The organism is Pseudomonas sp. HPB0071, from assembly GCF_000478505.2.
Lineage (GTDB): Bacteria > Pseudomonadota > Gammaproteobacteria > Pseudomonadales > Pseudomonadaceae > Chryseomonas > Chryseomonas luteola.
The window spans coordinates 1-26,580 of sequence record NZ_KI517367.1; the positions used below are offsets into that span (position 1 = coordinate 1).

Annotated in this window: 18 protein-coding genes and 1 pseudogene; 8 read left to right on the forward strand and 11 right to left on the reverse strand. The window is 51.0% G+C overall.

Annotated elements, in window-relative coordinates; all coding sequences use genetic code 11:
• Positions 1-750: 750 nt before the first annotated feature.
• Positions 751-1,604, reverse strand: a protein-coding gene (locus HMPREF1487_RS26590; protein WP_154982398.1) for an IS5 family transposase whose coding sequence is annotated in 2 segments (ribosomal slippage) — positions 751-1,256 and positions 1,256-1,604 — 855 coding nt in all. Because the reading frame shifts where the segments join, the coding sequence is not laid out codon by codon here.
• 142 nt (positions 1,605-1,746) lie between these two features.
• On the opposite strand from HMPREF1487_RS26590, the gene HMPREF1487_RS26595 reads away from it, so the two are divergent.
• The 3 genes from HMPREF1487_RS26595 to HMPREF1487_RS00030 all read left to right on the forward strand — a co-directional run bounded on the left by HMPREF1487_RS26595 (position 1,747) and on the right by HMPREF1487_RS00030 (position 5,683).
• Positions 1,747-2,963, forward strand: a protein-coding gene (locus tag HMPREF1487_RS26595) for an IS3 family transposase (RefSeq protein ID WP_244294402.1) whose coding sequence is annotated in 2 segments (ribosomal slippage) — positions 1,747-2,083 and positions 2,083-2,963 — 1,218 coding nt in all. Because the reading frame shifts where the segments join, the coding sequence is not laid out codon by codon here.
• A gap of 321 nt (positions 2,964-3,284) precedes the next feature.
• Complete coding sequence (locus HMPREF1487_RS00025; RefSeq protein ID WP_010794541.1) at positions 3,285-4,643, forward strand: tyrosine-type recombinase/integrase; 1,359 nt, start codon at positions 3,285-3,287, stop codon at positions 4,641-4,643.
• 20 nt (positions 4,644-4,663) lie between these two features.
• The gene (locus HMPREF1487_RS00030; RefSeq protein WP_010794542.1) at positions 4,664-5,683 is read left to right on the forward strand and encodes a hypothetical protein; all 1,020 of its coding nucleotides are present in this window, start codon (positions 4,664-4,666) and stop codon (positions 5,681-5,683) included.
• 6 nt (positions 5,684-5,689) lie between these two features.
• On the opposite strand, the gene HMPREF1487_RS26190 is transcribed toward HMPREF1487_RS00030, so the two are convergent.
• From HMPREF1487_RS26190 to HMPREF1487_RS26600, 3 genes are all read right to left on the reverse strand, one after another.
• Positions 5,690-6,784, reverse strand: coding sequence for a YagK/YfjJ domain-containing protein (locus HMPREF1487_RS26190; protein WP_010794543.1), 1,095 nt, complete (start codon positions 6,782-6,784; stop codon positions 5,690-5,692).
• Positions 6,785-6,988: 204 nt separating this feature from the next.
• Complete coding sequence (locus HMPREF1487_RS00040) at positions 6,989-8,488, reverse strand: YfjI family protein (RefSeq protein ID WP_003298460.1); 1,500 nt, start codon at positions 8,486-8,488, stop codon at positions 6,989-6,991.
• Positions 8,489-8,537: 49 nt separating this feature from the next.
• Complete coding sequence (locus HMPREF1487_RS26600; protein ID WP_308410953.1) at positions 8,538-8,819, reverse strand: helix-turn-helix transcriptional regulator; 282 nt, start codon at positions 8,817-8,819, stop codon at positions 8,538-8,540.
• A gap of 241 nt (positions 8,820-9,060) precedes the next feature.
• Here HMPREF1487_RS26600 and HMPREF1487_RS27180 point away from each other — a divergent pair, with 241 nt between their 5' ends.
• The 5 genes from HMPREF1487_RS27180 (at position 9,061) to radC (ending at position 13,016) form a co-directional block, all read left to right on the forward strand.
• On the forward strand, positions 9,061-9,393 hold the full coding sequence (locus HMPREF1487_RS27180) for a hypothetical protein (protein WP_010794544.1): 333 nt from the start codon (positions 9,061-9,063) through the stop codon (positions 9,391-9,393).
• Between the two features lie 56 nt (positions 9,394-9,449).
• On the forward strand, positions 9,450-10,418 hold the full coding sequence (locus HMPREF1487_RS00050; RefSeq protein WP_003298463.1) for a DUF932 domain-containing protein: 969 nt from the start codon (positions 9,450-9,452) through the stop codon (positions 10,416-10,418).
• A 75-nt stretch (positions 10,419-10,493) separates the two neighbouring features.
• Complete coding sequence (locus HMPREF1487_RS00055) at positions 10,494-11,498, forward strand: YqaJ viral recombinase family nuclease (protein ID WP_003298464.1); 1,005 nt, start codon at positions 10,494-10,496, stop codon at positions 11,496-11,498.
• An 89-nt stretch (positions 11,499-11,587) separates the two neighbouring features.
• Positions 11,588-12,490, forward strand: coding sequence for a recombination directionality factor (locus tag HMPREF1487_RS00060; RefSeq protein ID WP_003298465.1), 903 nt, complete (start codon positions 11,588-11,590; stop codon positions 12,488-12,490).
• 28 nt (positions 12,491-12,518) lie between these two features.
• Complete coding sequence (radC, locus tag HMPREF1487_RS00065; protein WP_003298466.1) at positions 12,519-13,016, forward strand: RadC family protein; 498 nt, start codon at positions 12,519-12,521, stop codon at positions 13,014-13,016.
• Between the two features lie 294 nt (positions 13,017-13,310).
• On the opposite strand, the gene HMPREF1487_RS00070 is transcribed toward radC, so the two are convergent.
• From HMPREF1487_RS00070 to HMPREF1487_RS00100, 7 genes and pseudogenes are all read right to left on the reverse strand, one after another.
• The gene (locus HMPREF1487_RS00070) at positions 13,311-15,053 is read right to left on the reverse strand and encodes a LeoA/HP0731 family dynamin-like GTPase (RefSeq protein ID WP_010794545.1); all 1,743 of its coding nucleotides are present in this window, start codon (positions 15,051-15,053) and stop codon (positions 13,311-13,313) included.
• Positions 15,025-16,773 (reverse strand): P-loop NTPase family protein, encoded by a 1,749-nt coding sequence (locus HMPREF1487_RS00075; protein WP_010794546.1) that lies wholly within the window; start codon positions 16,771-16,773, stop codon positions 15,025-15,027. Before HMPREF1487_RS00075 ends, HMPREF1487_RS00070 begins: the two co-directional genes overlap by 29 nt.
• A gap of 1 nt (position 16,774) precedes the next feature.
• Positions 16,775-17,374, reverse strand: a complete 600-nt coding sequence (locus tag HMPREF1487_RS27185) for an OLD family protein (protein ID WP_003298470.1) — start codon at positions 17,372-17,374, stop codon at positions 16,775-16,777.
• 194 nt (positions 17,375-17,568) lie between these two features.
• Positions 17,569-18,606, reverse strand: a complete 1,038-nt coding sequence (locus tag HMPREF1487_RS00085; RefSeq protein ID WP_010794547.1) for a helix-turn-helix transcriptional regulator — start codon at positions 18,604-18,606, stop codon at positions 17,569-17,571.
• Positions 18,607-19,130: 524 nt separating this feature from the next.
• Positions 19,131-19,920, reverse strand: a pseudogene (locus HMPREF1487_RS00090) (IS5 family transposase); the annotation flags it as partial.
• 93 nt (positions 19,921-20,013) lie between these two features.
• Positions 20,014-21,453: a hypothetical protein gene (locus HMPREF1487_RS00095; protein WP_154982399.1), complete on the reverse strand. Its 1,440-nt coding sequence runs from the start codon at positions 21,451-21,453 to the stop codon at positions 20,014-20,016.
• Positions 21,450-26,504, reverse strand: coding sequence for an AAA domain-containing protein (locus HMPREF1487_RS00100; protein WP_010794550.1), 5,055 nt, complete (start codon positions 26,502-26,504; stop codon positions 21,450-21,452). Before HMPREF1487_RS00100 ends, HMPREF1487_RS00095 begins: the two co-directional genes overlap by 4 nt.
• Positions 26,505-26,580: the final 76 nt, after the last annotated feature.

The window sequence follows — 26,580 nt, forward strand, 5'->3', positions numbered from 1 at the left end:
AGCTAAGCCATTGATATACAAGGCTTTTTGCCGTTCCGTTGCAACGGAAGTGGGGCGCATTATAGGCCCCTCCGCTCACAGGTCAAGCTTTATTTGAGAACGAACCCCGGATCAGCTATCTATTTATCAGCATTCTTTGAGGCCTAGCGCAGAAAGCCCCCCTAAAGCGCATCATTAAAGGCACTACATCTATGCATTTTACTAAATTGGAACAGCGCATTTGTATTACACGCCTGCAGCATAGGCGACCCATAGGTACTCGCCAAAGCAAGACCTTATATAGAAATTACTAAGCTACTAGTATCAGCAGCTCTTTGAATGAATACCAGACATTGATATAGCCTCAAAAACATCAACCTAATAGCTCTCAAGCCAAAGGAACCAACCCAATAACAGCTCATTTACTTTTAAACAACATTAATGCATCCGTTACCGTCACCCCGACATCGGCTCACACCGGACCGACTAAGAGTCACAGACTGCCAAAGCATGCCCTTAGGAGCGAACCTAGGCGTCATGGTGATAAGGAGCATTGAAACACTGTCAAGCTTATGGAGTACTGCCGAATCAGGATAGACAAAGCAAAACCAATAAAACCAGTGATCTTGCTAGGACCGCCTTGAGATGACGTCACAATTGGCTGAGCTAGTAACCGTCTATCGATCCGGCGGAGCATTTATTTAGATGCAAGGGGAAAAGATCACCGGATGGCAACTGACGAGAGACTCCGGAAGAAAGCCTTTAAGGATATTAGGGTTTGTCTGAAAAGTCGGCACGCATGCATCGTTCGATACAGGCCAGCGTTACCATGGCCTTGAAGCTGTTAGCCAGCTTATCAAAGCGAGTACAGAGCCGACGCCTCTCCTTTAACCAACCGAATAGCCGTTCGATCACGTTACGCTGTTGATACTTGGGTCTATCAAACAGGCGAGGCAGACCTGGCCGAGGTTTGCGGTGCGTCGTGCGCTGGGCAATCACCGGCTGCATACCGAAGCGGTCGCAATAGCGGCGCACCCCTTCACTATCGTAGCCCTTGTCCGCGATCACTGTCCGGCAACGCTTGCGTGGTCTGCCCTGAGAGCCAGGAAGACGCACCTGATCCAGTAACGGAATAAAGTTGCGCGAATCGGCCTGCTGACCAGGCGAGAGGGTAAAGCTCAGCGGATAACCATTGGCATCGCAAAGCAGGTGAATCTTGGTACCTAACCCACCCCAGCTGCGTCCCAGGCAATGATCTACAGGTTCGTCCGGGCCCCTTTTTTTCCGCCTCCTGCCGCGGCACGGGTAGCTCGAATGGTCGTAGAGTCCACCATCCAGGTATCCAGATCGATAAAGCCATCCTGGCGAAGCCGCAGATGCAGACGAGTCAATACGCGCTCAAACGTTCCGTCGTCCCGCCATTGGCGAAAACGCTGATAGACCGTTTTCCAAGGGCCGTAGCGTTCGGGTAGATCACGCCATTTGGCGCCGGAGCAAAGGATCCAGAAGATACCATTGAGCCTCTGTCGATCATCCCGGCGAGGACGGCCCATGGTCTGGGGAGGAGAAACGATGTCTTCAATCAATGCCCAGCGCTGACTCGAAAGCTCGTAGCGACCTGTCATGTCTGCCTCCGCTTGCCACAACGGCATTAGGCTAACAAACGCGAGTTTTCAGACAAACCCAAGAGACGCAGCAGGCTACTAATGAAATGGCATTGAAAGGAAATGCTTGGTTTTCATTGGTAAAGGCAACACTGCTGGCGACATATTACAAGCGCGTAAGAGTGGTGAGCTGCTCGGCCAGGAACGCCGTCGCCGCTGGAGCACCGACCAGAAGCTGGCCATTGTTCGCGAGAGCCTTGAGCCCGGACAAAGTGTTTCCGTGGTTACCCGGCGCAACGGCATCAATGCCAACCAGCTGTTCCTGTGGCGCAAGCTGTACCAGGACAGAAGCCTGTCGGCAGTCAGTGCCGGCGAAGCTGTGGTACCGGCATCCGAGCTGAGTGATGCGCTCAAGCAAATCTGCGAATTGCAGCGAATGCTGGGCAAGAAGACGATGGAAGCCAAAGTTCTCAAAGAGGTCGTGGAGATCGCTCGGTCGCGAAAATGGATTGCGCACTCACCCTTGTTGCCGGGAGACGACCAGTGAAACTGGTAAGCGAATGTCTCGGTGTGTCGCGCTCGCAATTAACGGTTCGCATCAAGCAATCAATATCGCCCAAAGTGCGGCGACGCCGGCTCGTGAATGACAAGGAACTGGTCGCTGAGATTAAGCGGCAAGTTAGCGAGCTGCCCAGCTATGGCTACCGTCGCGTCTGGGGTTTGTTGCGCCGCGAGCGTGAAACTCGCTCGCTAGCCCCGATCAATGTGAAGCGGGTTTATCGAGTGATGCGCGACCACAACCTGCTGTTGGGGAGACGAATCAAACAACAGGGCGTACTGCGCCGGCATAAAGGCCGCATTGCCGTCGCTACCAGCGATACACGGTGGTGTTCGGACGGCTTCGAGTTCCGCTGCAACGATGGTGCAAAGTTGAGCGTGACCTTTGCCCCGGACCGCTGTGATCGCGAAGCCATTGGTTGGGTCGCCAGCCCGACAGGCTACAGCGGCGATGACATCCGAGACTTGATGCTAGAAAGCGTGAAGAAGCGATTTGGCGATCAACTACCAAGCACGCCGGTGCAATGGTTGAGCGATAACGGCTCGGCCTATATCGCCGAGCAGACACGGCAGTTTGCCCGCCAGATCGGCTTGCAGCCGGTGAGCACGCCGGTGCGCAGCCCGCAGAGCAATGGCATGGCGGAGAGCTTCGTGAAGACGATCAAGCGTGATTACGTGGCGCACATGCCCAAACCTGACCGAGAAACGGCGCTGCGCAATCTGACGATTGCCTTCGAGCACTACAACGAGCAGCATCCGCACAGCGCTTTGAAACATCGGTCACCGAGAGAATTCAGGCGTTTGGCAGCAGCATCAGTTTAACGGGGAGTTGGTGTCTGATTTGGTAGGGGCAAGTCCATGCAGCGTCTTCATGACGCTCAAAAGCAAAACGGGTCGACAATCATAGATTGTTGACCCGTTTTTAGATATTTGGTCGGGACGGAGTGATTCGAACACTCGACCCCTTGCACCCCATAAAGGTAATTCATGATCCATTACCTTACAAAGAAATCCAAAGCAAGAGATGTAACCCAGTAAAAACAGGCCATCCAGGGATTTCTCTGTCCAATCGCATGCAATAGGATACCAAGCAAGCCTACGAGAAACGGTGACCAAACGGTGACCGTGATTGGCGAGGATGCGATGGCTACGATTACCGACAAACAAATGAATGCAAAGCCAGATAAGCCGACTTGGCTAATCGAAGATGCGCCGCGTGGTTGCGGTCGCTTCATGGCAAGGCTACGACCGAATGGGGAACGCCATTTTTATTTTCGCTACACGAGCTCAAGCAGTGAGCGCATTTTCCTTCCGCTTGGGGTGTATGACCCAGCCGGGGTCGATGGATTAACCCTAAAGGAAGCCCGGACGAAGGCAGGCGAGCTTTCGCGTCTCTATCAGGGTGGAATTCGCGATCTGCGGGAGTACATTCAGGCCGAAGAAGATGATCGAAAAGCGGCTCGTGAAGCAGAGCAAGCCCGAGTTGCAGCCGAGAAAGCCGCTGCAGAAGAAGCACGGGCTCGACAAGCCGCCAGAAAGACCGTCCAAGACCTATTTGATCACTGGGCCAAGGTTGATTTGATCAACCGTAAAGACGGCGGAGATGAAGTACGCCGCATGTTCAATAAGGACGTCTTGCCACTCCTAGGCAGCATACCTATCGATGAGGTAAAGAAAGGCCATATCACCGAAGTGACGGACGCTTTGCTTGCCCGTGGCGTAAATCGGATGGCCAAGATGATCTTCAGCCTTATGCGGCAAATGTTCCGATTCGCCGTTGATAGGGACTTAATCGATCACGACCCTACCGCTAGCATCCGCAAAGCGAAGATTGGTGGCAAGGACGTTGAACGAGACAGGGTGCTGAACGACGAAGAACTTCGTGCTTTAGCGAGGCAAGCACCAGCAGCCGGTTTGCTCCCCTCGACAGAGGCGGCAATCTGGATTGCGCTCTCTACCTGCTGCCGTATTGGCGAACTAATAAATGCTCGTTGGGATAATGTCGATCTGGATACTGGTATTTGGCTTATCCCCCCAGAAGACAGCAAAAATGGAAAGGCTCACAGTATCAGCCTCTCCAAATTTGCGATTCAACAATTCGAAAAAATCAAAATTTTATCTAACAAAAGTCAATGGTGTTACCCCAATACAAAAAATACCGGCCCTGTCTGTTCGAAGACCGTGACCAAACAATTGGGGGACAGGCAGCGCCAAACAAACCAAAAAGTAATGAGCAACCGCAGCGCCAACGCTCAAGCTTTAATTCTAAAAGGAGGAAAATGGACTCCACACGATCTAAGGCGGACAGGTGCAACTTTGATGACTGCGCTGGGTGTTATTCCTGAGGTAGCAGAGCGATGCCTAAATCATACCGAAGAAAATAAGGTGAAACGAACATACCAACGTCACAGCTATACAAAAGAAATGGCTAATGCTTGGAACATCCTTGGCGACCACTTATCAAATCTCCTTCAAAAAGATGACTCACATTTTAATGGCTAGCTCAGAATCTGGACTAAAGAATGGAAAACAGCAATAGCCAAATAATACCTATCACAGAAATTCGGAAAGAATATAAACTCTCAGAGTCAGAGCTCAAAGAAAATCTTATTCAATTAAAAATAGACCTTTTAGTTCGTCGCCCTGGAAATTGTGATATTTACACATCTGGCTCAGCAATCATTCTAAATTCAAATGAACCAAAAACCATAAAAGACCATTACAAGAAGCGAAAAGGGACACCATTTAGCGATGAGCATGACTCATGCAACAAGCTAAGCGAAAATGTGCTCTTTTTAACTATCTCTCTCACAGATTGGCTTGATACGATAAGTTTCGGCAAGACGTTAGTAAATAAATTCCAATCAATTTACCTTCAGACAACTGAAGGAACACTTACAAAAAAATCAGCACAACAGTTATTTAGAACCGCTCACTCGCCACTTACGCCAATATTTATTGACTCAGGAGTATTTCTGTCATCACGAGCAGGAGAGCCATCATTAATAGATTTCCCTTTAACCGAAAACGACATTTATATAACGCCTGACGCATATAGCTCACTAAAGGCCAAACTAACTGGCGACACAAATAGCGAGGCAAACTCAACTATCAAAGACTACTGGATGTCCGAAAAGCTCTTAGTTCTCAACAGAGCGTCTGATTTATTCTTTTCAAGAATAAACCATAACAATCGAGATGAAATCCTCAAAAATATTGAAGACTGGCTAAGCGAAAAATGGAACACCCCTAAAGCTCGCCTTATTGAGCAAGCAGCCTTATCTGTAATCCCAGATGAGCTTTATCGATCAGCCCCAAAAAAAACAAGCAACAAAGTAACTGGTAATCATCGATCAAGCGCACTAACCATAATCAACGAAACTGCAAAAGCTGTCGAAGATAATTTCTTGAAGAAAGGCGGAAGGAGGGACAAAGCACAAACAATAGAAAGCGAACTCATCAATACACACGGATTCACAAAAATTATGGCTACCGCAGCCACCACCATCATCAGCTTAAAAGTAAAAAAGACAAACAAATAACACCCTTTAAGGTTCAGAAGCAACCAATCTATAGAGCTTTCTAGGGCGCCCTCTCTTCACTGTATTCTTCTTGGGCATATTACCTCTAAAGAAAGCTCTCCCTTTACATGGAGACAAACGAACCCAGTAATCAATTTTAGTAAGATAAGATGCCACACGATTTTTTAAAGCATCTCTACACTCCGTCTGATCAAAATTAATCATACCTATTCCCAAGTGCCGATATTTCGTCTTCACAGCGTTACAGTTAAAATATGTCCCTGCGCCAGCTGTGACAGAATATTTCCAATGCTCTCCCACCATTTTGCCCAATACACCATCTTGACGACGAACTGAACCGTTATAGAACAATAACAGATGGAGATGAAACCCTTTCAACTGCCCATACTCAAGCTTGCAGGCGAATCCAAGAAGGCTATCAGCTGGCTTTCCCTTATAAAGATCCCTTTGCATCGCAGCCCAATGCGCTTTCACAAGAGCTAGCTTTTCATCAAATCTATCGTCTTTGTTAAAGAAGTCGGCGCGATAAGAAAGATCAACTCTGACCACAAGCAACCTAGAGTGCTTATCGAAAAGTGCATCTATGTAACTATCCAAGCTGTCTGATCTTTTTTTTGATGCTTTATAAAACCGGCCTTTCAATTTTTTGAAAGCCTTGCCGGACATCTCACTTCGTGCAAAGCAAACGAGACGGTTCATTGCTTCTGAAAAGACCACAGCATCCTTATCAATCAACCTCTCCCAACCATCAAACATAAATGATTCATCGAGACGCTTAATGCATTTATAAAAAACCTCAATGTAAGGATTGACCTCATGAACTGGAAAATGATAATCAAACTTATATACACCTTGAAGTAAACTCAACACAAAATCATTCCCCAGCCTTTTAGCTTTTATCCTCACAACCCCTCTCTCAATGAAGCATGTAAAAAGATTACTCTCTTTACAAATCTCCAAGCGCCTCATCATTTTTTCAATCCTACGCAGATCAAGCAACAAGCTTTCCTCTAGCCTTAGTAGAGGAATCTCTCCAAGATCCTCTACTATCAATCCTGTTACACCTTCATAATCAATCCAGTCTTTATCCTCATACATCATGAATCACCATTACCTCTAACAATGCCATGATGTTGGCACCATGGCATTAAGCATTAATGTAAAGCATCATTGATCTAGATAACCATATGGCTATAGTTAATTAACTATTAAATTAAATAGTAAACCAAAATTTATACCAACAAGATGCTCCTGAATTTAGAGTATTCACAAGAAAACTTAGAAGGCAGAGAGGTCCAATCAGACTTAGATCGTTGAGAAGTTAGTGGAATTCACGTAAATCGGTATGGCCGGCATAACGCCCTGCCTTGGGCTGACATCCACATAAATTGTCTTATCACCAGGCCATGAACAATATTGTACAACTCCATTACTTGCGAGATAACCAAGCAATCTATCAATAGTATCTTTCTTTCTAAACTTAACCGGTCCATACTGCCTAATATAATTTTTTTTAATCACCCGCCTACCAGACATTCGCACCGTATCTAGCCAAACATCCAACTCTCGCGCGTCAAAATTCTCCCTGGCTGCACAGCTAAATAATTTTATAAAATTATCTGAGTACCACTTAGCGACACCCTCGGCTGCTTTCAGTGTACTGATTGAGATATTTCCAGAAAACCCTTCAAAATAGTGGAACAACGCTGCCAGTCGACAAATTACATCCGCAAGTTTTGAAGCATGATCTCCCAACCCATCCATCAATCCATTTTTGCAAATCTTTGATTCGATTTCATTTGCAATGCCTATCCAATACCGAGAAGCATCATCATCAAAATGTATTAGATCCCTTCCAAAAGCCTTAGCTTCAAATTTCTTCAAATTTCTTACCAGAAGTTGTTCAATGCGCTCATTGAATTTATCCACACACGACCATGTCGCTGTTACACCGTCAATAAACCTGGTGCCTTGCTTAGATTGAGGGCGGCATAATAAGAATCTTGCCAACAGTCCGGAGCCTCTTGACTGCTCTCCCTTATTTTTCATGTACTCTGAAAAAGCACTGTCTTGCACCATCATTGAAACTGTCAACCGCCCTCCAATAAGCTGAAAGCTTTCTGATGCCTTACGATCAACCGTAATACTATCTCCACTCCAAATTGTATTTTGCTTTGAAAGATCGTTAAAAGCTCGACCACCTAGAACCCCTCCCCCCTCACTAGAAACCAAACCCGCCGCAGGCAAGTTTTTATACATTCCATAAAACAGAGCTTCAGATGTTGAGTCCTCATAAAGTATTTTGAATTCTTTTGGCCTCACTGGAAACTCACGACCTAGCGTCACTAGTGCCTCTTCAGCCTCCTTAGTCGATAGTCCTTTCGACATTTGTTTTTCAATGTTCCTTAGAACCGCTTTACGCCTAACGGACCAACCGTCATGCGCCGCCCTCCAATCCTGCAGCTTTGCGGAGAACGCCACGGCCTGTTTGGATTGAAACTCCCTAATAGATCTTAAAAAAACGTTGTCAGCCGTAGACTTTCTTTCTCCTGAATTCGCTATAGCTAAAAGCATCAAGGAAACAGGAACCTTCTGATTGTTCGGCTTATTTACGTCTATGAGCCCCTGCAAAGTTATGGAGGCTGCTGTTAATGCAGCATTCAAAAGCAGCCCTCTCGGCGCTTGTATATTGCGCTCCGCCTCATTTATTGCAGAGCTCAACAACGGCAGCGAACTAATTGAAATTCGATCATCGTCTAGCACAACATCACACTCTTTATTCCACTTTTCACCTCTATAGCTCATACCTTTCTCCAGTTGACATTAGACCTACTTACCCATCCCCAATAGCAATCTATTGCGCACCGTTTTCCCTTGATGAAACTATGCACTTCTCAATCCATAAATCTATTTCAGATTCTATCCATCGTACTGCCCCACTCCCAACACGCACCTGCCTTGGAAATTTCTCATCGTAGTGCGGTGAACTTGCATCTAGCTTGTTGTAAATAGTTGACCTTGAAAGTCCTGTTCGATTTAAAACATCTCTAAGACGAAGCATTACCAATGGCTCTAACCTTTTGCTGGACATAATTGCGTTCTCCTTCTGATTGGTTGCGCAGATCCTATAAGCCATGAATCTAGATCCAAAGAAAAATGAGCTAACGTTGCCTAACGTTATGAATTTTGAAAAGGGTAAACAGCATTCCAGCTATTAATAGCTGGAATAGCTATCAAACCTCAGAGCCGTGAGTTACCTAGTTTTGTAGGCCAAACCTGATTCAAAAAGATTTAAGAGATGTATTACCCATAGGAAGACGGGCACGAAAGGCTCGTTTCTACCTTTGGGTATCTTCTTTTGAACAGGAGTCTGAATGATGAGTATTTGCTGTCCTTCCTGCGGTTCTCTTCGAGTCGTGGCTCGCAATCATGGTCGCAAGATCGGCGGTGCTGTCGGTGCCGTTGGCGGTACAGCGAGCGGAGCAGCCGGCGCTATGGCCGGTGCAAAAAGCGGCGCTCTTATTGGGGCTTTCGCTGGTCCAGTAGGGATGACGCTGGGAAGCCTAGCGGGCGCGATTCTAGGTGGCCTGGCAGGTGGAACTGCCGGGGGCCTTGCCGGAGCCAAGATGGGTGAGGAGATCGATTCTCACGTACTCGACAATTATGAGTGTCACCACTGCGGCACTGCTTTTACACAAAGTGAACGCTGACTCCCTTTACCAATTAATGAAACGTTATGACGTATAAACCATAAAGGAGTACTGCAATGGCTCATCTCGTCGAAACCATGGCCTACGCTGGCGCCACCCCTTGGCACGGCCTAGGCAACAACCTGCCGCAGAAACAACCTATTGAAATCTGGCAACGTGAAGCCGGCATGGACTGGCAAATCCTGGAAAGCCCTGTGCACTTCAAATCGGATGCCATCGGTCACTTGGGCACGATCCATTCCTTTCCGGAACAGAAGGTGCTCTACCGTTCAGATACTAAGGCTCCGCTTTCGGTGGTCTCCAATCGTTATCAAACAGTGCAGCCACGCGAGGTACTGGAGTTCTACCGGGATCTCACCGAGGTCTCCGGCTACGAGCTGGAAACCGCTGGTGTGCTCAAGGGTGGGCGCAAGTTCTGGGCGCTTGCACGCACTGGGCAAGGCACGGCGATCAAGCGTAACGACCAGGTCAACGGCTATCTGCTTTTGGCTACGTCGTGCGATGGTACCTTGGCCACCACCGCAACGCCGACCACTGTTCGCGTGGTGTGCAACAACACACTGACCATCGCCCTGGACAGCACCAGCCGAGCGATCAAAGTGCCGCACAACACTCGCTTCGATCCGAATATGGTAAAGAAGCAGCTCGGTATAGCCGTCTCGCAATGGGACGACTTCATGTACCGCATGCGCCATCTGGCTGAGCGCAAGGTGCAGTGGCATGAGGCAATGGGCTTCTTTATTAACGTCATGTGCGAGGTCAGTCCGACCAGCCAGCTTCCTGAACAGCTGCCCAACGAGCGCGCCCTGCGCAAGGTTCAGGAGCTGTTCGAAGGCCGTGGCCGGGGCAGTCAGCTGGAGTCGGCCAAAGGCACTGCATGGGGTTTGCTCAATGCCGTGACCGAATACGTAGATCACGAGCGGCGTGCACGCAGCACCGAATACCGGCTGGATTCTGCTTGGTTTGGCCAAGGCGCACAGATCAAGCAACGCGCCCTGGATGCAGCCCTGCAACTCGCTGCCTAACCCGCCCCATCTCAACCGTATCGCCCGGTCAGCTTCACGCTGGCTGGGCGTTTTTATGTCTGCAGGAGAAGCATGATGTCAGCCATTTCATTGAACCGCAGCCCCAGCAAATCCCGACCAGCTCTACGCCTGATCAGCACCAAGGAATTGCCTCGCGAAGACTGGCTGCAGATCCGCAAGCAAGGCATCGGCAGTTCCGATGCAGCTGCAGCCGTCGGCCTCAACCCCTACAAGTCGCAGCTGGAGCTGTGGCTGGAAAAGACCGGACGCGATACCGGACTGCCAAAAACCGATCCTGATGATGAGGACAGCCCAATGTACTGGGGCAACGTCTTGGAACCCATTGTGGCGTGGCACTACAGCAAGCGCACCAAGAACAAGGTCCGCCGCGTCAATGCCGTACTGCAGCACCCTGATCCGGAGCTGTCCTGGATGCTGGCCAATATAGACCGAGAGGTTATCGGTGCCGACGACGTGCAGATCCTCGAATGCAAGACAGCCGGCATAAACGGGGCACGCCTCTGGAAAGAGGGCGTGCCCGAATATGTGCAGTTGCAGGTGATGCACCAGCTCGCCGTTACAGGCAGGCAGGCTGCCGATGTGGCGGTTGTGCTCGGTGGGCAACACCTGGAGATTCATCGCATTGAGCGAGATGAGCAGATGATTGCTCGCCTGATCGAGCTCGAACACCGTTTCTGGCAGTACGTGGAAACGGATACCCCACCACCCGCTGACGGTTCAGCTTCGGCCGAGACCGCTCTGCGCTGCCTGTTTCCAACGGATTCAGGCGAGACCGTTGATTTCAGCGGTCATGCTGGATTGTCAGCGGCTTACATTGAGCTCAAAGCACTGCGCCAAGCGATTGCCGATAAGGAAAAGCGTGAAGCCCAGCTCAAGCAGATGCTGCAACAGGCCATGGGCGAAGCGGGTCGGGCTGATTTCACCGGCGGATACATCAGTTGGCGTAAAGCCAAAGACAGCATCGGCTTCGACGTGGCCCGGCTACTCAAGGAGAGACCGCACCTAAAAGCCAAATATTCGCTGATCAAACCCGGCGCACGGCGTTTCTTGGTCGGCTAATTTCAACCTCTTCATCACTCCCTCCCCTAGGCCAGCCCATGCAGTTCGCGCTGTGTGGCTGGCCTTTTTTCATTTCCAGGAGAACCACAATGCTCAAAGGTCTGGCTATTACTCCGCCGGTGCTCGGGCGGATTTCCATCGGCAAGGTCATCGAAAAGAACGGCAAGCGCCTGCCGGAAAAGGACGATCAATTCACCATCACTTCCCAGGTACAGAGCCGCGACGGTTGGCTAGTGCATCCGCTCAATGATGAGCTGCGCCAAGGTAAAGACGACAAGCTGCGCAGCATTCCGGTACGTCTTTTGTTCAATGAACCGGAGCTGAATTTCCGAGCGGATTACACACTTTTTGACCGGCAATCGGGTCGCCCCGTTTGCGTAGGCAATGGCGAGACCTGCAAGCGGGTTAACCAGGACGGCATGCAGGTACTGCCCTGCCCTTCACCGGATGCCTGCTCGCTGGCTAAAGGCGGTGCCTGCAAGCCGTATGGCCGGCTGAACGTGGTCATTGGCGACGAGGATCCGCTGGGCAGCTTTGTGTTCCGCACCACCGGCTTCAACAGTATCCGCACCCTGGCCGCTCGCCTTCACTACTTCCAGGCCATCTCCGGCAACCGCTTGGCTTGCCTGCCGTTAGAGCTGCGACTACGCGGCAAGTCCACTCGCCAGAGCCACGGCACGCCGATCTTCTACACCGACCTGACAGTACGCAGCTGCATGGACATGACTGAGGCGCTGCGCTTGGCCGGTGAGCTCGATGAACAGCGGCAAGCGGCGGGTTTCGATCAGAACGCGCTAGACGAAGCGGCAAAGCGCGGTTTCGGCAACGGCGCCTTCGAGGACAGCGAGGAAGACGTCGGCGCCATCGTCGAGGAGTTCTTCCCCGCTCAAAGCAGCAGCGATGAGCACCGCTCTAGATCCACCACTCACCCCTCGGGCAAGCCCAGCCTGGCTGAAAAGCTAGAAGCCCAGCACCAATCCCTGAATGCCTGAGCTGACCACCCTGCCAAAGGAGCTGATGATGAGACTGCACAAAATCAAGGCCGGCGAGACCGCTGGCACCTACCTGATCGAATCGCCGGTCACCGAAGCCGACATCCTGCTGATGGCCAAACAGCTGGCCAGCTTACGCCTGCGCCGGGGACGACAACTGACCGCGCCACGGGATGTATTCAGCCACCTGCAGGCCTTGCTGGAGGCCTATGAATACGAAGTCTTCGCTCTGCTGCTGCTGGACAGCAAGCACCGGGTCATTGCCTTCCACGAGCTGTTCAGGGGCACCTTGGATGGTGCAAGCGTCTACCCCAGGGAAGTCGTCAAGATTGCTCTGGAGCACAACGCTGCTGCCATGATCCTGGTTCACAACCATCCTTCCGGCGATCCCGAACCTAGCCAGGCGGATCGCGCGCTGACCATCAAACTAAAGGAAGCGCTGAGTCTGGTCGGGGTACGAACTTTGGATCACGTCATCGTCGGCCAGGAAGGCTGCGTGTCGCTTGCGGAACAGGGCTGCCTATAAGAGCAACCGAATCCAATACGGCGCTTCCGGCAGTACCTTGGGTCGGTCGTGTGCCAGCCCAACAGCGATTCGGAATTCTGGATGAACTAGCGTGAGCAGCCGCTCGGTTGCTCACGCTAACCGCGGCATCTTTTTTTTGCGCGTTCGCATTACGTGGGCGTGATAAAGCGTGCAGACGGCACCCATGCGTATTTTCGAAACCGAGGCATACTGGCCGCCGATGCAGAAGATAGGTCGGCCTAGCGTGACTGGATAACCGATACGACCCAGCCACGGGCCATATCGGCATCGACACTATACGGAAGCTAGAGCAGGTCTCGCGACGGTCCCCGGAAGCTCCAGGGCCTTGAGTTTCTGCTGAACAAGCCTGACTCTCTCCCTGCTGGCCCGTATTTCATCGCTCTTTCCGTCTATTTCCGCGACGATTTTCTCGAACTGTTTGATCTGTGGAGCGAAGAATTCAAACACTCGCTCATCGTTACCAAGCACATCATATATGTCTTTGAAAGCATCCTTGATTAGTTCGGCAATCGAAGCCTTTGTCTGCAAAAGCTCTTGCTCTAGTTCACGCTCCTTATAGGCTCCGTAAAGATCTGCCCCAAGCGTAAAGGCCGCGCCCGCCGGCCCCGCCCACTTGGAGATATTCCCCGCTAGCTTTGTTGCTTCCCACGGCTTGAATTTATAGACGTAACCCGTCAGCTTGCCGAGTGTGTCGCGTGCGACAAATATGGTGGCCTTGATAGCCTCAGGGCTTACGCCTGCAAGGCTCTTTGCGGCTCCGCCCAATGATTTGAGTGCGCCCTGCCCCATGGAGCTGACAAAGCTCTCGCTTGAGTTGAGCTGGCTTCCAATATCCCGCGAAAGGCGGCTGGTCACAGCAGACGACATGTCGAAGAACCTGTCTATCACGGTCTTGATTTGACCATGCAATATGTACCCTGCGCCTTGTTCAGAATAACCAATCTCGTCGTCGAGAAAGCCCCGAATATCCTCGAGCGCCAGCGGTCGCAGCCGCCCTAGCAAACGACTTTCGAGCCCCCGAAGCTCGTTGAAGGCTTCTCCGGCCAAACGCTTTACCTCGCGTCTTCCTTGGCTGATATCGTCCCTGATGCGAGCAGACTCCTGTTCATTCTGCTTAGCAAAAACCTCCAATTCCATCAACTGACCTTCTGCATAGGCCACTCTCTGGCCCACCAGATCCCTGACGACGTCCAGTCCCGTCTTAGCAATAAGCACTTCGGGCACGTTCGTTTTAAGAATCTGACCGGTCACAGCCTTGAGATCGTTTATTCGGGAACGACTTTCATACTGCTCGGGCTTACCGAACCAGAAATTCAGGCCGCGGCCATTTGGGTTGGAGGCAATGCAACAGATGTTTAGGCGAGCCATCTCGTCAGGACTGAGGTTCGCAGCTCTCTGCAGCTTCGCCTTGAGGTTGTCTTTTTTTATGACGGCCTGTTCCTGGAACAGAGCCTGCTCGGTGAGATCCGTAACCTCGTCCATCTTGTTAATCACGAACACGGTCGAGGTCAGCTTGTTGAGGTCGCGCAGTACCCACCTGACTATATCGGTGTGACTGTCCTTCAGAGGATTGGTCGCATCCACCACGTACAGAACAAGGTGAGCCTCGGATATGTAACGTTTGGTGACGTCCTCATACATCACCTGCTCCCCATCAATAGTCTTTTCCTTATCGCCAAAGAGACCGGGTGTATCGACGATCTCACACTTGTCCGGCAAACCCTCGGGCTTATAAATCGCCAGGCGGTCGGAAGACTCATCCATGTCGATTTTCATGTCATCCATCACCTTCCCAAGCCAAGCGGCGATGACGCTGGTTTTCCCATCGGAAAACGCCCCGAGCAATGCAACTCGGAGCACATCGGACCGAACAGACTGCAGGGCCGAAGCAATCTTTTGAAGATCGTCGCCTACATCGATGCCAACCTTGCCAAGCTCAACCACGACTTCGCGGAGATTTTCGAGCGTATCGATGGCAGCCTGCTTTTCAATATTGAACTGCTTGAATTGTTCCATATGGCATCTTCTCTAAGTTTTCTTTTAACTTTGTCATCATCGCGATCTGTTTTTCGAGTATCTTCTCTGGCCGACGCAAGCTGTCATACAGATCATCTACCTGAGAAAGCATGTCCTTGTAGAAGGCGCCTTCGATTGTGGCTACGAGACTTTCAACCTCCTTTTCTAGCCCCTCCAAGACTTCGTCCTGAACTTCCTCAATCTTTTCTCTCACCTGCGACTGGGCCTTTCTGATGCGTTTGTCCTTGCCGCCAAACAAGCTCACCAGACTCATGAGCAGTCCAATCGCCGCACCTACTGCCGCCCCGATTGCATTGCCTACTCCCGGAAAAGCGCTACCAATACCGAAACCGGCCATCGCATAGCTGCCGATCTGAAAGGCCATCGAGCCAAAATCAAGGAGCCCGAGTCCCCAACCCAAGTCGTCTTTGCTCTCTAGTGCCCACTTGTGGCCCGCCTTAAGATCCACACGTTGTTGAAACTCAACACGTTGAACATCCTCAATCAAACGTGTCATTGCCTGCTGAAGCAGTTGCTGCAACTGCTCAACATTTTCAACCAGATTTTTTTCCACCCCCTTGGCAGCATCCTTCTGGAGTTTCCTGTAGGCTCGACCGATCTCATCCTGGATACGCTCACCCTCACCGAAGTGCTCGGCGACAATTTCGTCAGACCTATCAATCAGATCGTTAAACAGCCCAACCCACATAGTTTTTCGGCCGGCATAGACCAGTCGCTTAAAGCTCTTGAGCGATTCATCAAAGGCAGAGCGGCATTTTTCGAACTCGGGCTCAATGCTGAGCATGAAGGCCCGATGCCCATTCAGGCATTCATGGAGAACGGTCAGGTTCTCGGCAAGCAACTCTCTCACCTTGATTTTGTTGCTTTCGACAATGTCGTCTCTAAACGTATCGATTCTGCTATGCAGGACTTGAGCGACAGCCTTTATCTGGCTGAATTCATACATTTGCCTCGTCGAACCGAAGTACTTCAGGTAATTGCGCTGCTGAATGACTAGGTCACGATTACGGGCGGGATCAATGGTTGTGCTGGCCGTCTTCGCGTCGTAGGCCAGCGAAGAGAAGGCCAGCAAACCCTGTACGCAATGGCCCGACAGCAGAACCTCTGTTCCTAACACCGACTCTAGTACTTCAACCGTCTGCTCCAACGCAGCGCCAGCTCCACCCTGCTGCGCCAGTGAAAGACGATCCTCCTCGAATTCATACGCATCGGCACTGCCGCGCACATTGAATAGGGGGCAGACTTTCGTACCGCGACGTAGATACGAGCGGATCTTTTCTGCCGTGGCCCTTTCCGGTTTTTTGTGCGTTCCGTTGACGTAGAAAACCAGATGCGCCCTGGCAATCGCCTTGCGAACCTCGTCAACGTACCGCGCCTCATCACCCTCGATCCCCGGAACATCGACAAGCAGAAAGGTCTTATCCCTGTAGTTGAGGGTGTACGTCGTATTGCCCTTGGTGAAATCGGCTTCACCGGTTCCGATGATAGAGCCATCTACCCGACGTGCCGATTGCCTGTGCCGCTCGAACTCGACCAGCAGCTGCGTCAGCCTGGGAAGGTCATCATTGAGCAATGGCCGTAGCACCGGTGAAGCGGCTTTTAACACTATTTGCTTCGGGCTTTCGGGCACAGGTGCCGGAACCGGAGTATTGCGCGTAGCGGCATCGAACAGATCGCCGAACTCCTCAGGACGCCCCATCTCAACCCCCGATCAGCATGCTGAAGATTGCATAAGCGCCTGCTCCAGCTGCGAGACCTGCCGCCGCAGCGAGCGCCAGCATTCGCCTGACTCTTGCGCTCATATCTTCCCGAGCAATCTTCAGGCGAGCCTCCGCCTCATCTTGAACAATCGCGGAAAGCTGCCTTGTGCTCTCGCGAATGGATGCAATCTCGGCGGCGTGCTCGGCGTAAACTTTGTTCAGTCCGGCACGCACCCTTTCAATGTGTTCAAGCAGCGCGCACTCGAAGGAAGCGAGGTTTTGATCGTTCTCCTCCAAAAGCTTCCGGCGTGACTCCTCCTTGAACAGGATCCGAAGCGATTCGATGATTGTGCTCTTGCCCGCGTTTGTTTCACCAAAGAACGCCATGGTGAATCTGTCCCATTCAGCATGCTCTTCAAGAAACTCCAATTCCTGATCGAACCCTTCCTGTATTCCACGAAGTCTGAGCATCATGTTGCTCAGTTGTTGCTGGCCGTCTTTATGGTCCACCTTTAGCTCAGCAATGTCCGCCATGGCATTGGCTATGCTCTGGGACACATCGCTATATAAGCGGCTGAAATTTTCGGCGGTGCTGGTCATTATCATGCTCTCTAATTAAATTGCGCAGCGGTCTAGCCGGGCGATTAGGGTGCTCTAGGCTCTGTACAAAAAGTCGATCAGCCTTGGAAAGAAAAGCTGAAGCGGCCTCGAAAAATGCTTTCAGACTCAAGATTCGGCATGTTTCGCTCGTTCTTGAGGCTTGTAGATCAGTTCAAGTCTTTCCGCAGCAAAACCTAACGCAGCGGCGTATCGGTCCCGCTTTCGGTCGTTCGGTACATCTTGCGCAGAGACTCAAGTCGCTGCCTGATTTCGTCCACCCAGACTTGGGGCGCATGTACGTGAATCTGGTCGTTCAGCCCGAAAATCCACCAAAGCGTTTCCCTATCCAGCGGCACATGTGCGACGAGCCGTGGCCAATCACTACCGGAGCGCACGCTAATAGTTTGCTCACAGCTCAACGGCGTCTCTCTCAGCAGGGCGGCGAGCTGAGGGTGGACATCGGCAATGAGTTCGACCTGCTCATCGCCCTCGCGTAAATTGAAAACGCCACTCGCGATGTATCGGTCAACATCGAAGTCTTGATGACGATCGGCAGCGAGGTTGAGGATTTCGGCTTGGTGAATACGGTGAAGCGCAAATTGGCGGAGATCACCGTAGCCCTCGACGGAACCCAGCAGGTAGCTGATAGAGTGGCGGGAAACTAGGCCTGCTGGATATATTCGGAGACTCGTCAGCGCCTCCTTGCTGCGGCTGCAATAGCCAATTTGAAGCTGTCTCTGCGTCAATAGCGCCTCAGACACGATTCCCCATACGCCAGGTACCAGCTGTGCCGGCAACAGCGTTTTGCCGTTGGGCAATGCCCGTACACGACGCGCCCAGTCCGCCAGACCGTTCCGACCCAGACCGTCGAGGTAGTTGCGAGCTCTGTGAAACTGCGGGCGCAACTGATCAATCACACCTTGGGGAAGAAGCGTCGCAAGATGGCTTTCGGACAAATAGAGCGCCAATGCGGTTGGCGTATCCATCTCCAAGAGGTTCAGCGGCGCATTGCGAGTGAAGCTCCAGCGAAAAGGCGTCTCGCTGTCGTCGCATTGCAGAGAGAACGGTGTAGAGAGTCGATGCAGGTCGCGCTGAATTGACCGGAGCGTGACAGAGAAGCCACGGTCCCTTAATTTCTCCAACAAGGTAGGCGTAGCAATCCGTCGAGGCTCGGTTGGAATCAACCGTAGCAGAGCGAAAAGCCGGAGTAGCGTATCCTTCGCTTCAGACATAGAAATCCTTAAGGTCTGCTTGCGCGCCAGAATCGCAGCGTCAAATACAGCAATCGTATCAAGCCACGATATCACAGCGCCATCACACAAGTGCAGCAGCGAAGGAAACGCATCAAGTCTCGAGCTCATACGCCGTGGGGGGCCAGCTCCAGCACGCCTCGTTGGTTGCGCTGTAACGCCATACCGGGCGAAGCAAGCCCGAGAAGAACTAAACGCAACCTCAGCAGGCGCTCAGCCACCCTCACTTCACGAATGCAACCGGAAGAACTGCTCGAGCCGGGCCTTTAGTATCTCCCGCTGCGAAGCAGGTACGTGCTTCAGCGACTCGTTTCCACACTTAGGACACTGGGCGAACCAGTCGCGCCCTATGACAAGCGCATCACTTAGCGGGATAGTAGTTTTTGTCCAGGAGCAACGGGTGCACATGAAGGTAAAGGGGTGGGGTTGTCTTGGCATCTCGAACGCTCGTAACTAATTGGTGCAGTCAAGCTAATCGAAGCAGGCGACAGACGGTGTCGCAGGTGCTGCCGCTTAATCACCCTGAACGGATGCTCGACTTTGGATCGTGTCTGCGCCTTGGCTGTTCTCGATCTTGCGCTTGGCCTTGTAAAGGGCACTGCGTTTGCTCAAATGCGTGTAGCTGCTGCTCGGGGCTGCGATCTGCCAGATGACCTCGCGCCCTTCACCCTCGGGGCGCTTGTATCCCGCGTCAGCACAGGCCACGTTGGCCGGCGTGCCCGCCACGCTATGCACCAGGCCAGACTCGGCGTCGGCGCCGATGTGGGCCTTCATGCCGAAGTAATACTGGTTTCCCTTCTTCGTCTGGTGCATCTCCGGGTCGCGCTTGCCATCCTGATTCTTGGTCGAACTCGGCGCATGGATCAGCGTGGCATCGACGATGGTGCCCTGGCGCAGCGACAGGCCCCGGTCACCTAGGTAACCATTGATCACCGCCAGAATCCCAGCCGCTAACTCGTGCTTCTCCAGCAAACGAAGGAAATTGAGGATGGTGGTTTCGTCGGGAATACGCTCCAGGTTCAGCCCGGCAAACTGGCGTAAGATCGTGGTCTCGTACAGCGCCTCCTCCATCGCCGGATCGCTGTAGCCGAACCAGTTCTGCATCAGATGTACACGCAGCATCGCCATCAGCGGATACGCCGGACGGCCGCCTTCACCCTTGGGGTAGTGCGGCTCGATCAGGGCAACCAAACCCCTCCACGGCACCACCTGATCCATCTCGATCAGGAACAACTCGTTACGGGTCTGCTTGCGCTTGCCGGCGTACTCGGCGTCGGCAAAGGTCATCTGCTTCATCGGTAAACTCAGGCAACGGGATCGGCGTATTTCACCAGAAACGGAAAGTCTTCTTCAGGATTTCCCTAAGCATCGGGGACGAATAAAGCACCTCTACTTGTTGCCGTTCAGGTCAGCCAACCTCCCCAAGTACCTTGGCTTATTTTCAGAACTGTACTCATCAAGAATAGACCTAACTAGCCCCTCAACATTCCTCACGCGAACTGGATCCTCAGTGATATATCCAAACGGAATTGGCACAGGGTAACGGTCAGGCACCACAAGATGATAGATAACTACTGCAAAGCAGCCGCTCAGCATAAAGACCTCTAGAGGCGCCAAGGTTTCAGACTCAACAAAACCGTGCAAATACTCTTTCGCTTCTGCGCAATCGTTATTAGCAGCCTTTTTCGACTGCCAATCTTTGCTAGACGACAGGGGAATCAGAATCTCTACCTCAAAAGCATGCCTGTCGTTTCGCTTGCTTTTCAAACCCGCAAACTCAACGAACTTACTTAAAGCTTGACCATGGCGAGAGCTTTTACCCCACAACCCATGGGAGCATGGAGCGAGCCAGGTAAGTCTTGTGGCAACCTCACGCTCAGAATCAGAAGTTTTCTCATGGTGCTTTTTCAATAGGGAACACACCTGATCCCAATTTCTATTCAGCTGCAAAGAGCCATAGATTCTTACATCGCCACGGCGCTCATCCAAACCAAACGACAAAGCACGTTGAGCAACCCCTCTGAAATCCATCCATCCACTCGAAAGAGTATCAATCGTTTCTGAATCGCCTAACCTATCTGCCAATCGAACAACATCATCAAGATTGTCGCGCCCATTAAGGCTATGCAGCATAGATGCACGGCGCTCAAAATACTCCTCTTCCTCGGCTATCCCCTTTTTCACCTCAAAACTCAAATCGAGACTATCTGCATCAAGGCACAATGCTTCCTCAACAAGAAAGCACACATCTGAGCTCTTCCTCACATCGCTTATTTTGTACAACTCCGGGACAGAATCTTGCTGATCCTGTCCTGTCAAATCACCGCGACGAAATATCTCGTGCAAATTATTCTGAAATGCGCCAACGGCCCTTTGCTGTGAAACAGCCCTAACTTCAACACCGGCATCTAGAAGGACTGCTCGCTTTGTACTTGCCGATGAAATCCTCCCTCCAAGATAGGAGAACGTTAGCAAGTCAAAAGTGAATGATCTTCGATACTCCTGCCTAGACTTGACGCTAGGAGAATCTTCATTTCCTGAAAAAAGTCGAAGCCCTTTCTCTGAAAGAGCAATCCGCCCATCTGACTGGACAGAAACCTCGCCATTCTGGAAAAAGGGTGTCAGTGCCGTACTCAATTCTTTCGAAGTAAAACCGAAGTATCTAGCTATATCAGCCGATATCAAAGGAGAGACTTTCAACAAACGCAGCAAGAACTCAGAAACGAATGGGAGCCCCCCCTTCTCAATCAGAGAATACTCAATTCTGAACTGCTGCGCTGGCACACAGATATCAACTTCAAATAAAACCAAAACTTCACCAGCCATCATGCAGCTCCTTTTGCATTTACTACCGACGTGATCCTGTAGCGCTCACCATCCTGACGCTCTTGAATATAAGTGGCAACTCTACCCAACGGCAGATCCGCGTTCCGCCCTGCCCACATACTCATGTCACCGACAATAACCAAACGATCCATGGCTCGGGACATTGCCACATTTATTCGATTCGGCAACCGCAAGAAGCCTGGAGCAAGGTCTGCAGAGGATCGCGTCAGAGAAACAATCACAATGCGATTTTCTTTTCCTTGGTAACTATCAACAGTGTCAATCTTGACCAATTTTTTGAAATCTTCCGACCATGTTTTCTCGGCAAACTTTTTACGAACCAACTTCTTCTGCTCAGAATACATGCAGATGATCCCAATAGGAGGCTCCATGGTTTCCGTCATTTCCTCAACTAATGCTGAGCTGAATTCCATGTCGCTTTCGATATCTTTGAGCATCCTAATAATGGAGTTTGCCTCAGCATGGTTTACCAAGCTGGTACTACCTTGCTGCTCCGAGTGATTAGCTTGTTTCCCGAGAACGCCCGTATCCAGCCAAGTTACGATTGAACCGATAACATCTGGGGCATTCGAAAAGCATTCCGGCACAGGCCGTGCACCAGTCATTAGTTCACCACCGTAGAAAACCTCCGAAACCAGATCCCCGATCGGTGGTTGCATACGGTACTGAACCTTCAGTGTGGCACTGACACCTCGGCCATAAGCAGACTCAAAAGCGCGCTCGAAATCGCTACGCATGATCCGCCGAAACTCGTCTGACTGACTATGCAGTCCCAAATCACGGGCGATGGCCTTGAGATGCTCGTCTGCATAGGTTGGAGGAAGCTGCCGATGATCCCCTACCAACAGAATTCGGCTTCCCACCTGCATGGCAATCGCCAGCTCGCTAGGTGAAGAACGTGCTGCCTCATCGATGATGACCCAGTCAAACCGGTTTTCAGCAAGTTTCAAGTGCGGTAGACCAACGCCTACACAGGTACCGCAGACCAGTGTTCTGGCGCGCATCAGAAACTCATCGTAATTAGCGCCATCAGTGGCAATACGTTGCAGCAACTCCTCAGACAGCTTGATCAGATCCATGCATCGCTTAAATTCATGCGGCCTGACACCATGGCTGGCGGTAACAGTGGCATAGGCCTGCTCAAGCATATTCCGAGCAGTAGACTCTGGGGCTGCAGAGATACCATAGTCATTGGCAAGCGCCTCAAGCAGATCCTCTTGCATTCGACTCAGGCTTGCGGTCAATTGCTTGGACTCGAGAGTGCCCTCACCAGCATCTTGCAGATCCTTATCCAGACGCTCAATGCTTTTGACCAGTCCGTGAATCCTCGACTCAAGCTCAACCAGGCTCGCGATAAACCCGGCGCTAACCCCAAGCGAGGGAGCCATCAGAGACAAACGCCTTTTTAGCTCAGCGCTAAAGCTCGATTGTTGCTGGGTGACAATCGACTTGGAATAGACATCCTGCAACTCATCTGAGACTACCTGTTCGCGGTTGCTGAAACGAACAACATCGAGATCGGTATTCAATCTGCGGCAGTGGGCACGAATGCGCTCTGCCGCAGTATTTACAGCCTCATGCGACTGGCTAACAAGAAGGATATTCCTAGCCCCCTCTTCACTTATCAGGTAGTGGCAGAATGCGGCAATAAACTCAGTCTTACCGGTACCGGGTGGCCCCTGCAAAAAACCCACTGGCCCGTTTGTTATCAACTTTGAAAAAGCATCCTTCTGTGCATCATTGAGACCAATAGTCTGCCCGCTTGAAGTCTCTCGTTGGTAGACTGCGAAACCTTCCTCAGTTGGCGGCACAGAAAATCGCTCAGGAACTATACTGCAGCCTTCGTCAAAATAATCAACCAGCCCTGTTACAACTGATTGACGGCCCAAAATACGCTCTATCGCGCGCTTACGTCGGGTCAGCGATGACCTGTTTTTATTGCTTTGAAGATAGAGCACATCATCAGCTTTAATAGCAGCTCTGGTTTTTCCTGAGTACACTAAACACAGTGCAGATTTTGTACTCTTACGAAGATCTACCTCACCAAGATTGATTTGCTTTTCACCGTCTTTCTTGATGAGATTAATTTTGTCATCAGTCTCGAACGATTCTAAAATCTCCCCATTGGCTGTATATGGAATCATGAGACCAGTTTTGTCTTTATTAAAGACAGGCTCACCCGACACTTCAAGTGTTGGCAGCCCCTCGACCTCTGTATCCATAATAGCTTTCCAGACTTTGCTAGTCTGAATAGACCTCACCTTTATCTCTGGAACATGCTCTTCTGGGATATCACTGTCAGCAGCCAAATCGGTGGATTTTTGCGCACCTTCGCCCCCCTGATTTTCTGAGGGAGCACGAGCAGCATCCAGAATACTGGCAACAAGCTCATCAAACGCCAGATTACTCCCCATAAAGACTGACAGCTCTTTAAGGCTGCTAATGTTTGTAACAGCAACATTAATTTCGACGTCAATCTCAAAGTCTGCGTTACGCTCAATCCAGTGCGGCACAGCCTCCTGCTGACTGGGCTTAAATCCCCTAACAAAGGTTTTCGAGACCTTCTCATATGCAGCCGAAAAACTCCCACCCACGCCACTAAAAGTAACAACAGCCTGTTTAGCATCCTTGGCATCAGGCTTGACGCTGACAAAAAGGCGTCCATTGTCAGGATAAATTGCGTAATTGAGAGAGTCATTTCCGCGAACAGCTACTGAGATGATCTGCCTAACTTGCTTCGGACAGAACTCGCGATTAAGAGCATCATTAAATCGCTCTAGTGCAACGAAGCCTGATTCGCTTTGTAACTCCTCCTTAATTGCCTTACGTAGCTCAGCCAGATCATGTTCCCCTGGCTGATCCCAGTCCATTCCGAGCAACTCTACAGCCATACGCATAACAGCAAAGTTATCACGCTCGAAAGGTGTGCAACTTTCGGCTAGAGGGCTATATCGATTATTAAAAGGTTCGCTTCCTGAAACTGTAAGATCCGGAAGATCTAGCAGGTAGATCTGTGCAGGCTGCCCATCATCAACTGGCACTATGACTTTTATATTTCCAGGATGGAGATCTCCGTGAGTCAACTGCTGCTCATGCAGACACTCAACTGCAGAAATCAAATCACGAATCAGCTCTTCGGCTCGTCGCGAGCTCAGCTGTGATAATTCGCTCCAGTGTTGACCATCAATAAATTGTTGAACTAAAAAAGGAGTACCGCTCCTGTCGTATCCAAACTGATCTATCCTAGGCAAAAATCCGTAGCCACTTTTATTCAGCAATTCTACTTTTTCAAAAAAGCTGAGCAACAACGGACCTTGCCCTCCCTGCGGAGCATCTGCATGGATTGTGGGCCATAGTTTTACAATGCAATCACCCGACCGATAAACCTCCTTCTCAGGGGTATCAATGATTTCCTCATCCGCCGGATAAATTTTGTAAACCCTGACGTTTGAAGCGGAAAAACGCTCAAGTTGTGACTGATCGAAAGCAAACTGCTCTGTATCTTCTGGTGTTACCTGGTTCAACTCGTCCAGCAACTCACCGGCGTTGGCGTAGCGTGAGCTTGGATTGTGCTCCACCGCCTTGGCGAGAACGCCTGCGTACCATGTATCCGAACCCAGGATGTCATCCCGAACGCTATCGATGTAATCGGCATTCAGCTTGAGAGGTAAAGACTTGGCTTGAGCCAAGTGCCAGCAAAGGAGTCCAAGCGCGAAAACGTCGCGGTGGAACGGCGTACCACCGCGACCTTCATCAGTACGATCTTCTGGAAGAGCAATAGAGCCAATACTCAGTTGATCACGACGCGGCCCAACCGTACCTGCTGGCTGATGATAGGCTGCAATGAAGTTGGACAAAGCAATGGCGCTGGATGGCGAGAACCATACGCTATGGTCGCCCAAATCACGGTGAGCGACCTTAAATCCGTGCATGGCAGCGAACTGCGCGACCAAGATCTTGGCCAACTTTACCCGTTCACTCTCCTCATAGTTCTGCGCATATCGATTGATGAATTCGTTGAGCCGGTAGTGACTTGCCGGAAGCTCGCACAGCTCAGAAAATTCTTGAGTAACGGACTGCACGGAGGGGTTTCTGATAGGACGCAGACAACGTTTTGCCAACTCATGATCCCGCTGTCCAAGATAGACAAGAACATCCCGCTCCCTGGAAAGAATCTTGAACCGCCCCTCTGGGGTTTTGGCATCTACATCATCAAGCTTATTGAAGTCCCACAAACGTAAAAGAGCGCGATCGGCCTTGTTATTTTCGTTTGCAGCCTCGTACTCAACATAAACCTCGCCGGGATGCTTGAAAATCGGCTCCCCCTGCGCTCTGAACCCGTCAACCATGAGTTCCTTCGGTTTGACACTTCCCTGATTGAGCAGCTGATCAAACACATCAAAATACTGATTCAGACCTGCCGCCTCGGGATGTGGGCGAAACTTATTATTAAATTGACGCTCGTTGGCCAGCTTCAAGAAGTCATCGAGATGCATTACATGCTCGCGCTCATTTGCGGGTAGCTGATCAAACGTACACTTACCGCTCAAGACCACGCAAAATTTGATATTTGGCACAATGCCCTTCGGAAATTGCTGCCTAACTGCATTGAGCTTTTTCTTAAGTAGAAAGACTTTATTCTGAGTAACCGATACTGGTGAGCGATCACGCTCATCACCATTCTGGTACCACTTGCCACCATGGCTGGTGATAACACCATTCCAATGCTTCAGCTCGACTATGATGACGTTTTTGTGGGTCACAATGACAAGATCGAACTCGCCTTCTTTACCGCGCGAGTCCGCAAAACGGAACCCTGCATACCCCTTCCAAGGCCACATACCAGAAGGATGATCGGCCCCTTTACCTTTCAGAGACAGATTACTGAGCTGCTGAGCCAGAGACTTACCACCCGTTGGAGCGACCGTACCAGGTTGTTCTAGTTCAGGCTCACCCTTGAAGGCCTTACGCATGCTCTCGATAGCTTCGACCTCATGCCGCAGCAGGCCTCCTTCCCAGTAACGTACTTCCATTTCTAATCTCCATAACTGCCCCACCGCAGCTCATTTGGGCGGAGCAAAACTTCTGTGTCGAGCGCAGCTTACTGAT

Excerpts from the sequence above, each read along its gene's own strand:
- HMPREF1487_RS00060 (WP_003298465.1), top strand. The coding sequence starts at position 11,588 with ATGCTCAAAGGTCTGGCTATTACTCCGCCGGTGCTCGGGCGGATTTCC.
- HMPREF1487_RS00030 (WP_010794542.1), top strand. The coding sequence starts at position 4,664 with ATGGAAAACAGCAATAGCCAAATAATACCTATCACAGAAATTCGGAAA.
- HMPREF1487_RS00050 (WP_003298463.1), top strand. The coding sequence starts at position 9,450 with ATGGCTCATCTCGTCGAAACCATGGCCTACGCTGGCGCCACCCCTTGG.
- HMPREF1487_RS00070 (WP_010794545.1), bottom strand. The coding sequence starts at position 15,053 with ATGGAACAATTCAAGCAGTTCAATATTGAAAAGCAGGCTGCCATCGAT.
- HMPREF1487_RS27180 (WP_010794544.1), top strand. The coding sequence starts at position 9,061 with ATGAGTATTTGCTGTCCTTCCTGCGGTTCTCTTCGAGTCGTGGCTCGC.
- HMPREF1487_RS27185 (WP_003298470.1), bottom strand. The coding sequence starts at position 17,374 with ATGACCAGCACCGCCGAAAATTTCAGCCGCTTATATAGCGATGTGTCC.
- HMPREF1487_RS00075 (WP_010794546.1), bottom strand. The coding sequence starts at position 16,773 with ATGGGGCGTCCTGAGGAGTTCGGCGATCTGTTCGATGCCGCTACGCGC.
- HMPREF1487_RS26190 (WP_010794543.1), bottom strand. The coding sequence starts at position 6,784 with ATGATGTATGAGGATAAAGACTGGATTGATTATGAAGGTGTAACAGGA.
- HMPREF1487_RS26600 (WP_308410953.1), bottom strand. The coding sequence starts at position 8,819 with ATGGCTTATAGGATCTGCGCAACCAATCAGAAGGAGAACGCAATTATG.
- radC (WP_003298466.1), top strand. The coding sequence starts at position 12,519 with ATGAGACTGCACAAAATCAAGGCCGGCGAGACCGCTGGCACCTACCTG.
- HMPREF1487_RS00095 (WP_154982399.1), bottom strand. The coding sequence starts at position 21,453 with ATGATGGCTGGTGAAGTTTTGGTTTTATTTGAAGTTGATATCTGTGTG.
- HMPREF1487_RS00040 (WP_003298460.1), bottom strand. The coding sequence starts at position 8,488 with ATGAGCTATAGAGGTGAAAAGTGGAATAAAGAGTGTGATGTTGTGCTA.
- HMPREF1487_RS00055 (WP_003298464.1), top strand. The coding sequence starts at position 10,494 with ATGTCAGCCATTTCATTGAACCGCAGCCCCAGCAAATCCCGACCAGCT.
- HMPREF1487_RS00100 (WP_010794550.1), bottom strand. The coding sequence starts at position 26,504 with ATGGAAGTACGTTACTGGGAAGGAGGCCTGCTGCGGCATGAGGTCGAA.
- HMPREF1487_RS00025 (WP_010794541.1), top strand. The coding sequence starts at position 3,285 with ATGGCTACGATTACCGACAAACAAATGAATGCAAAGCCAGATAAGCCG.
- HMPREF1487_RS00085 (WP_010794547.1), bottom strand. The coding sequence starts at position 18,606 with ATGTCTGAAGCGAAGGATACGCTACTCCGGCTTTTCGCTCTGCTACGG.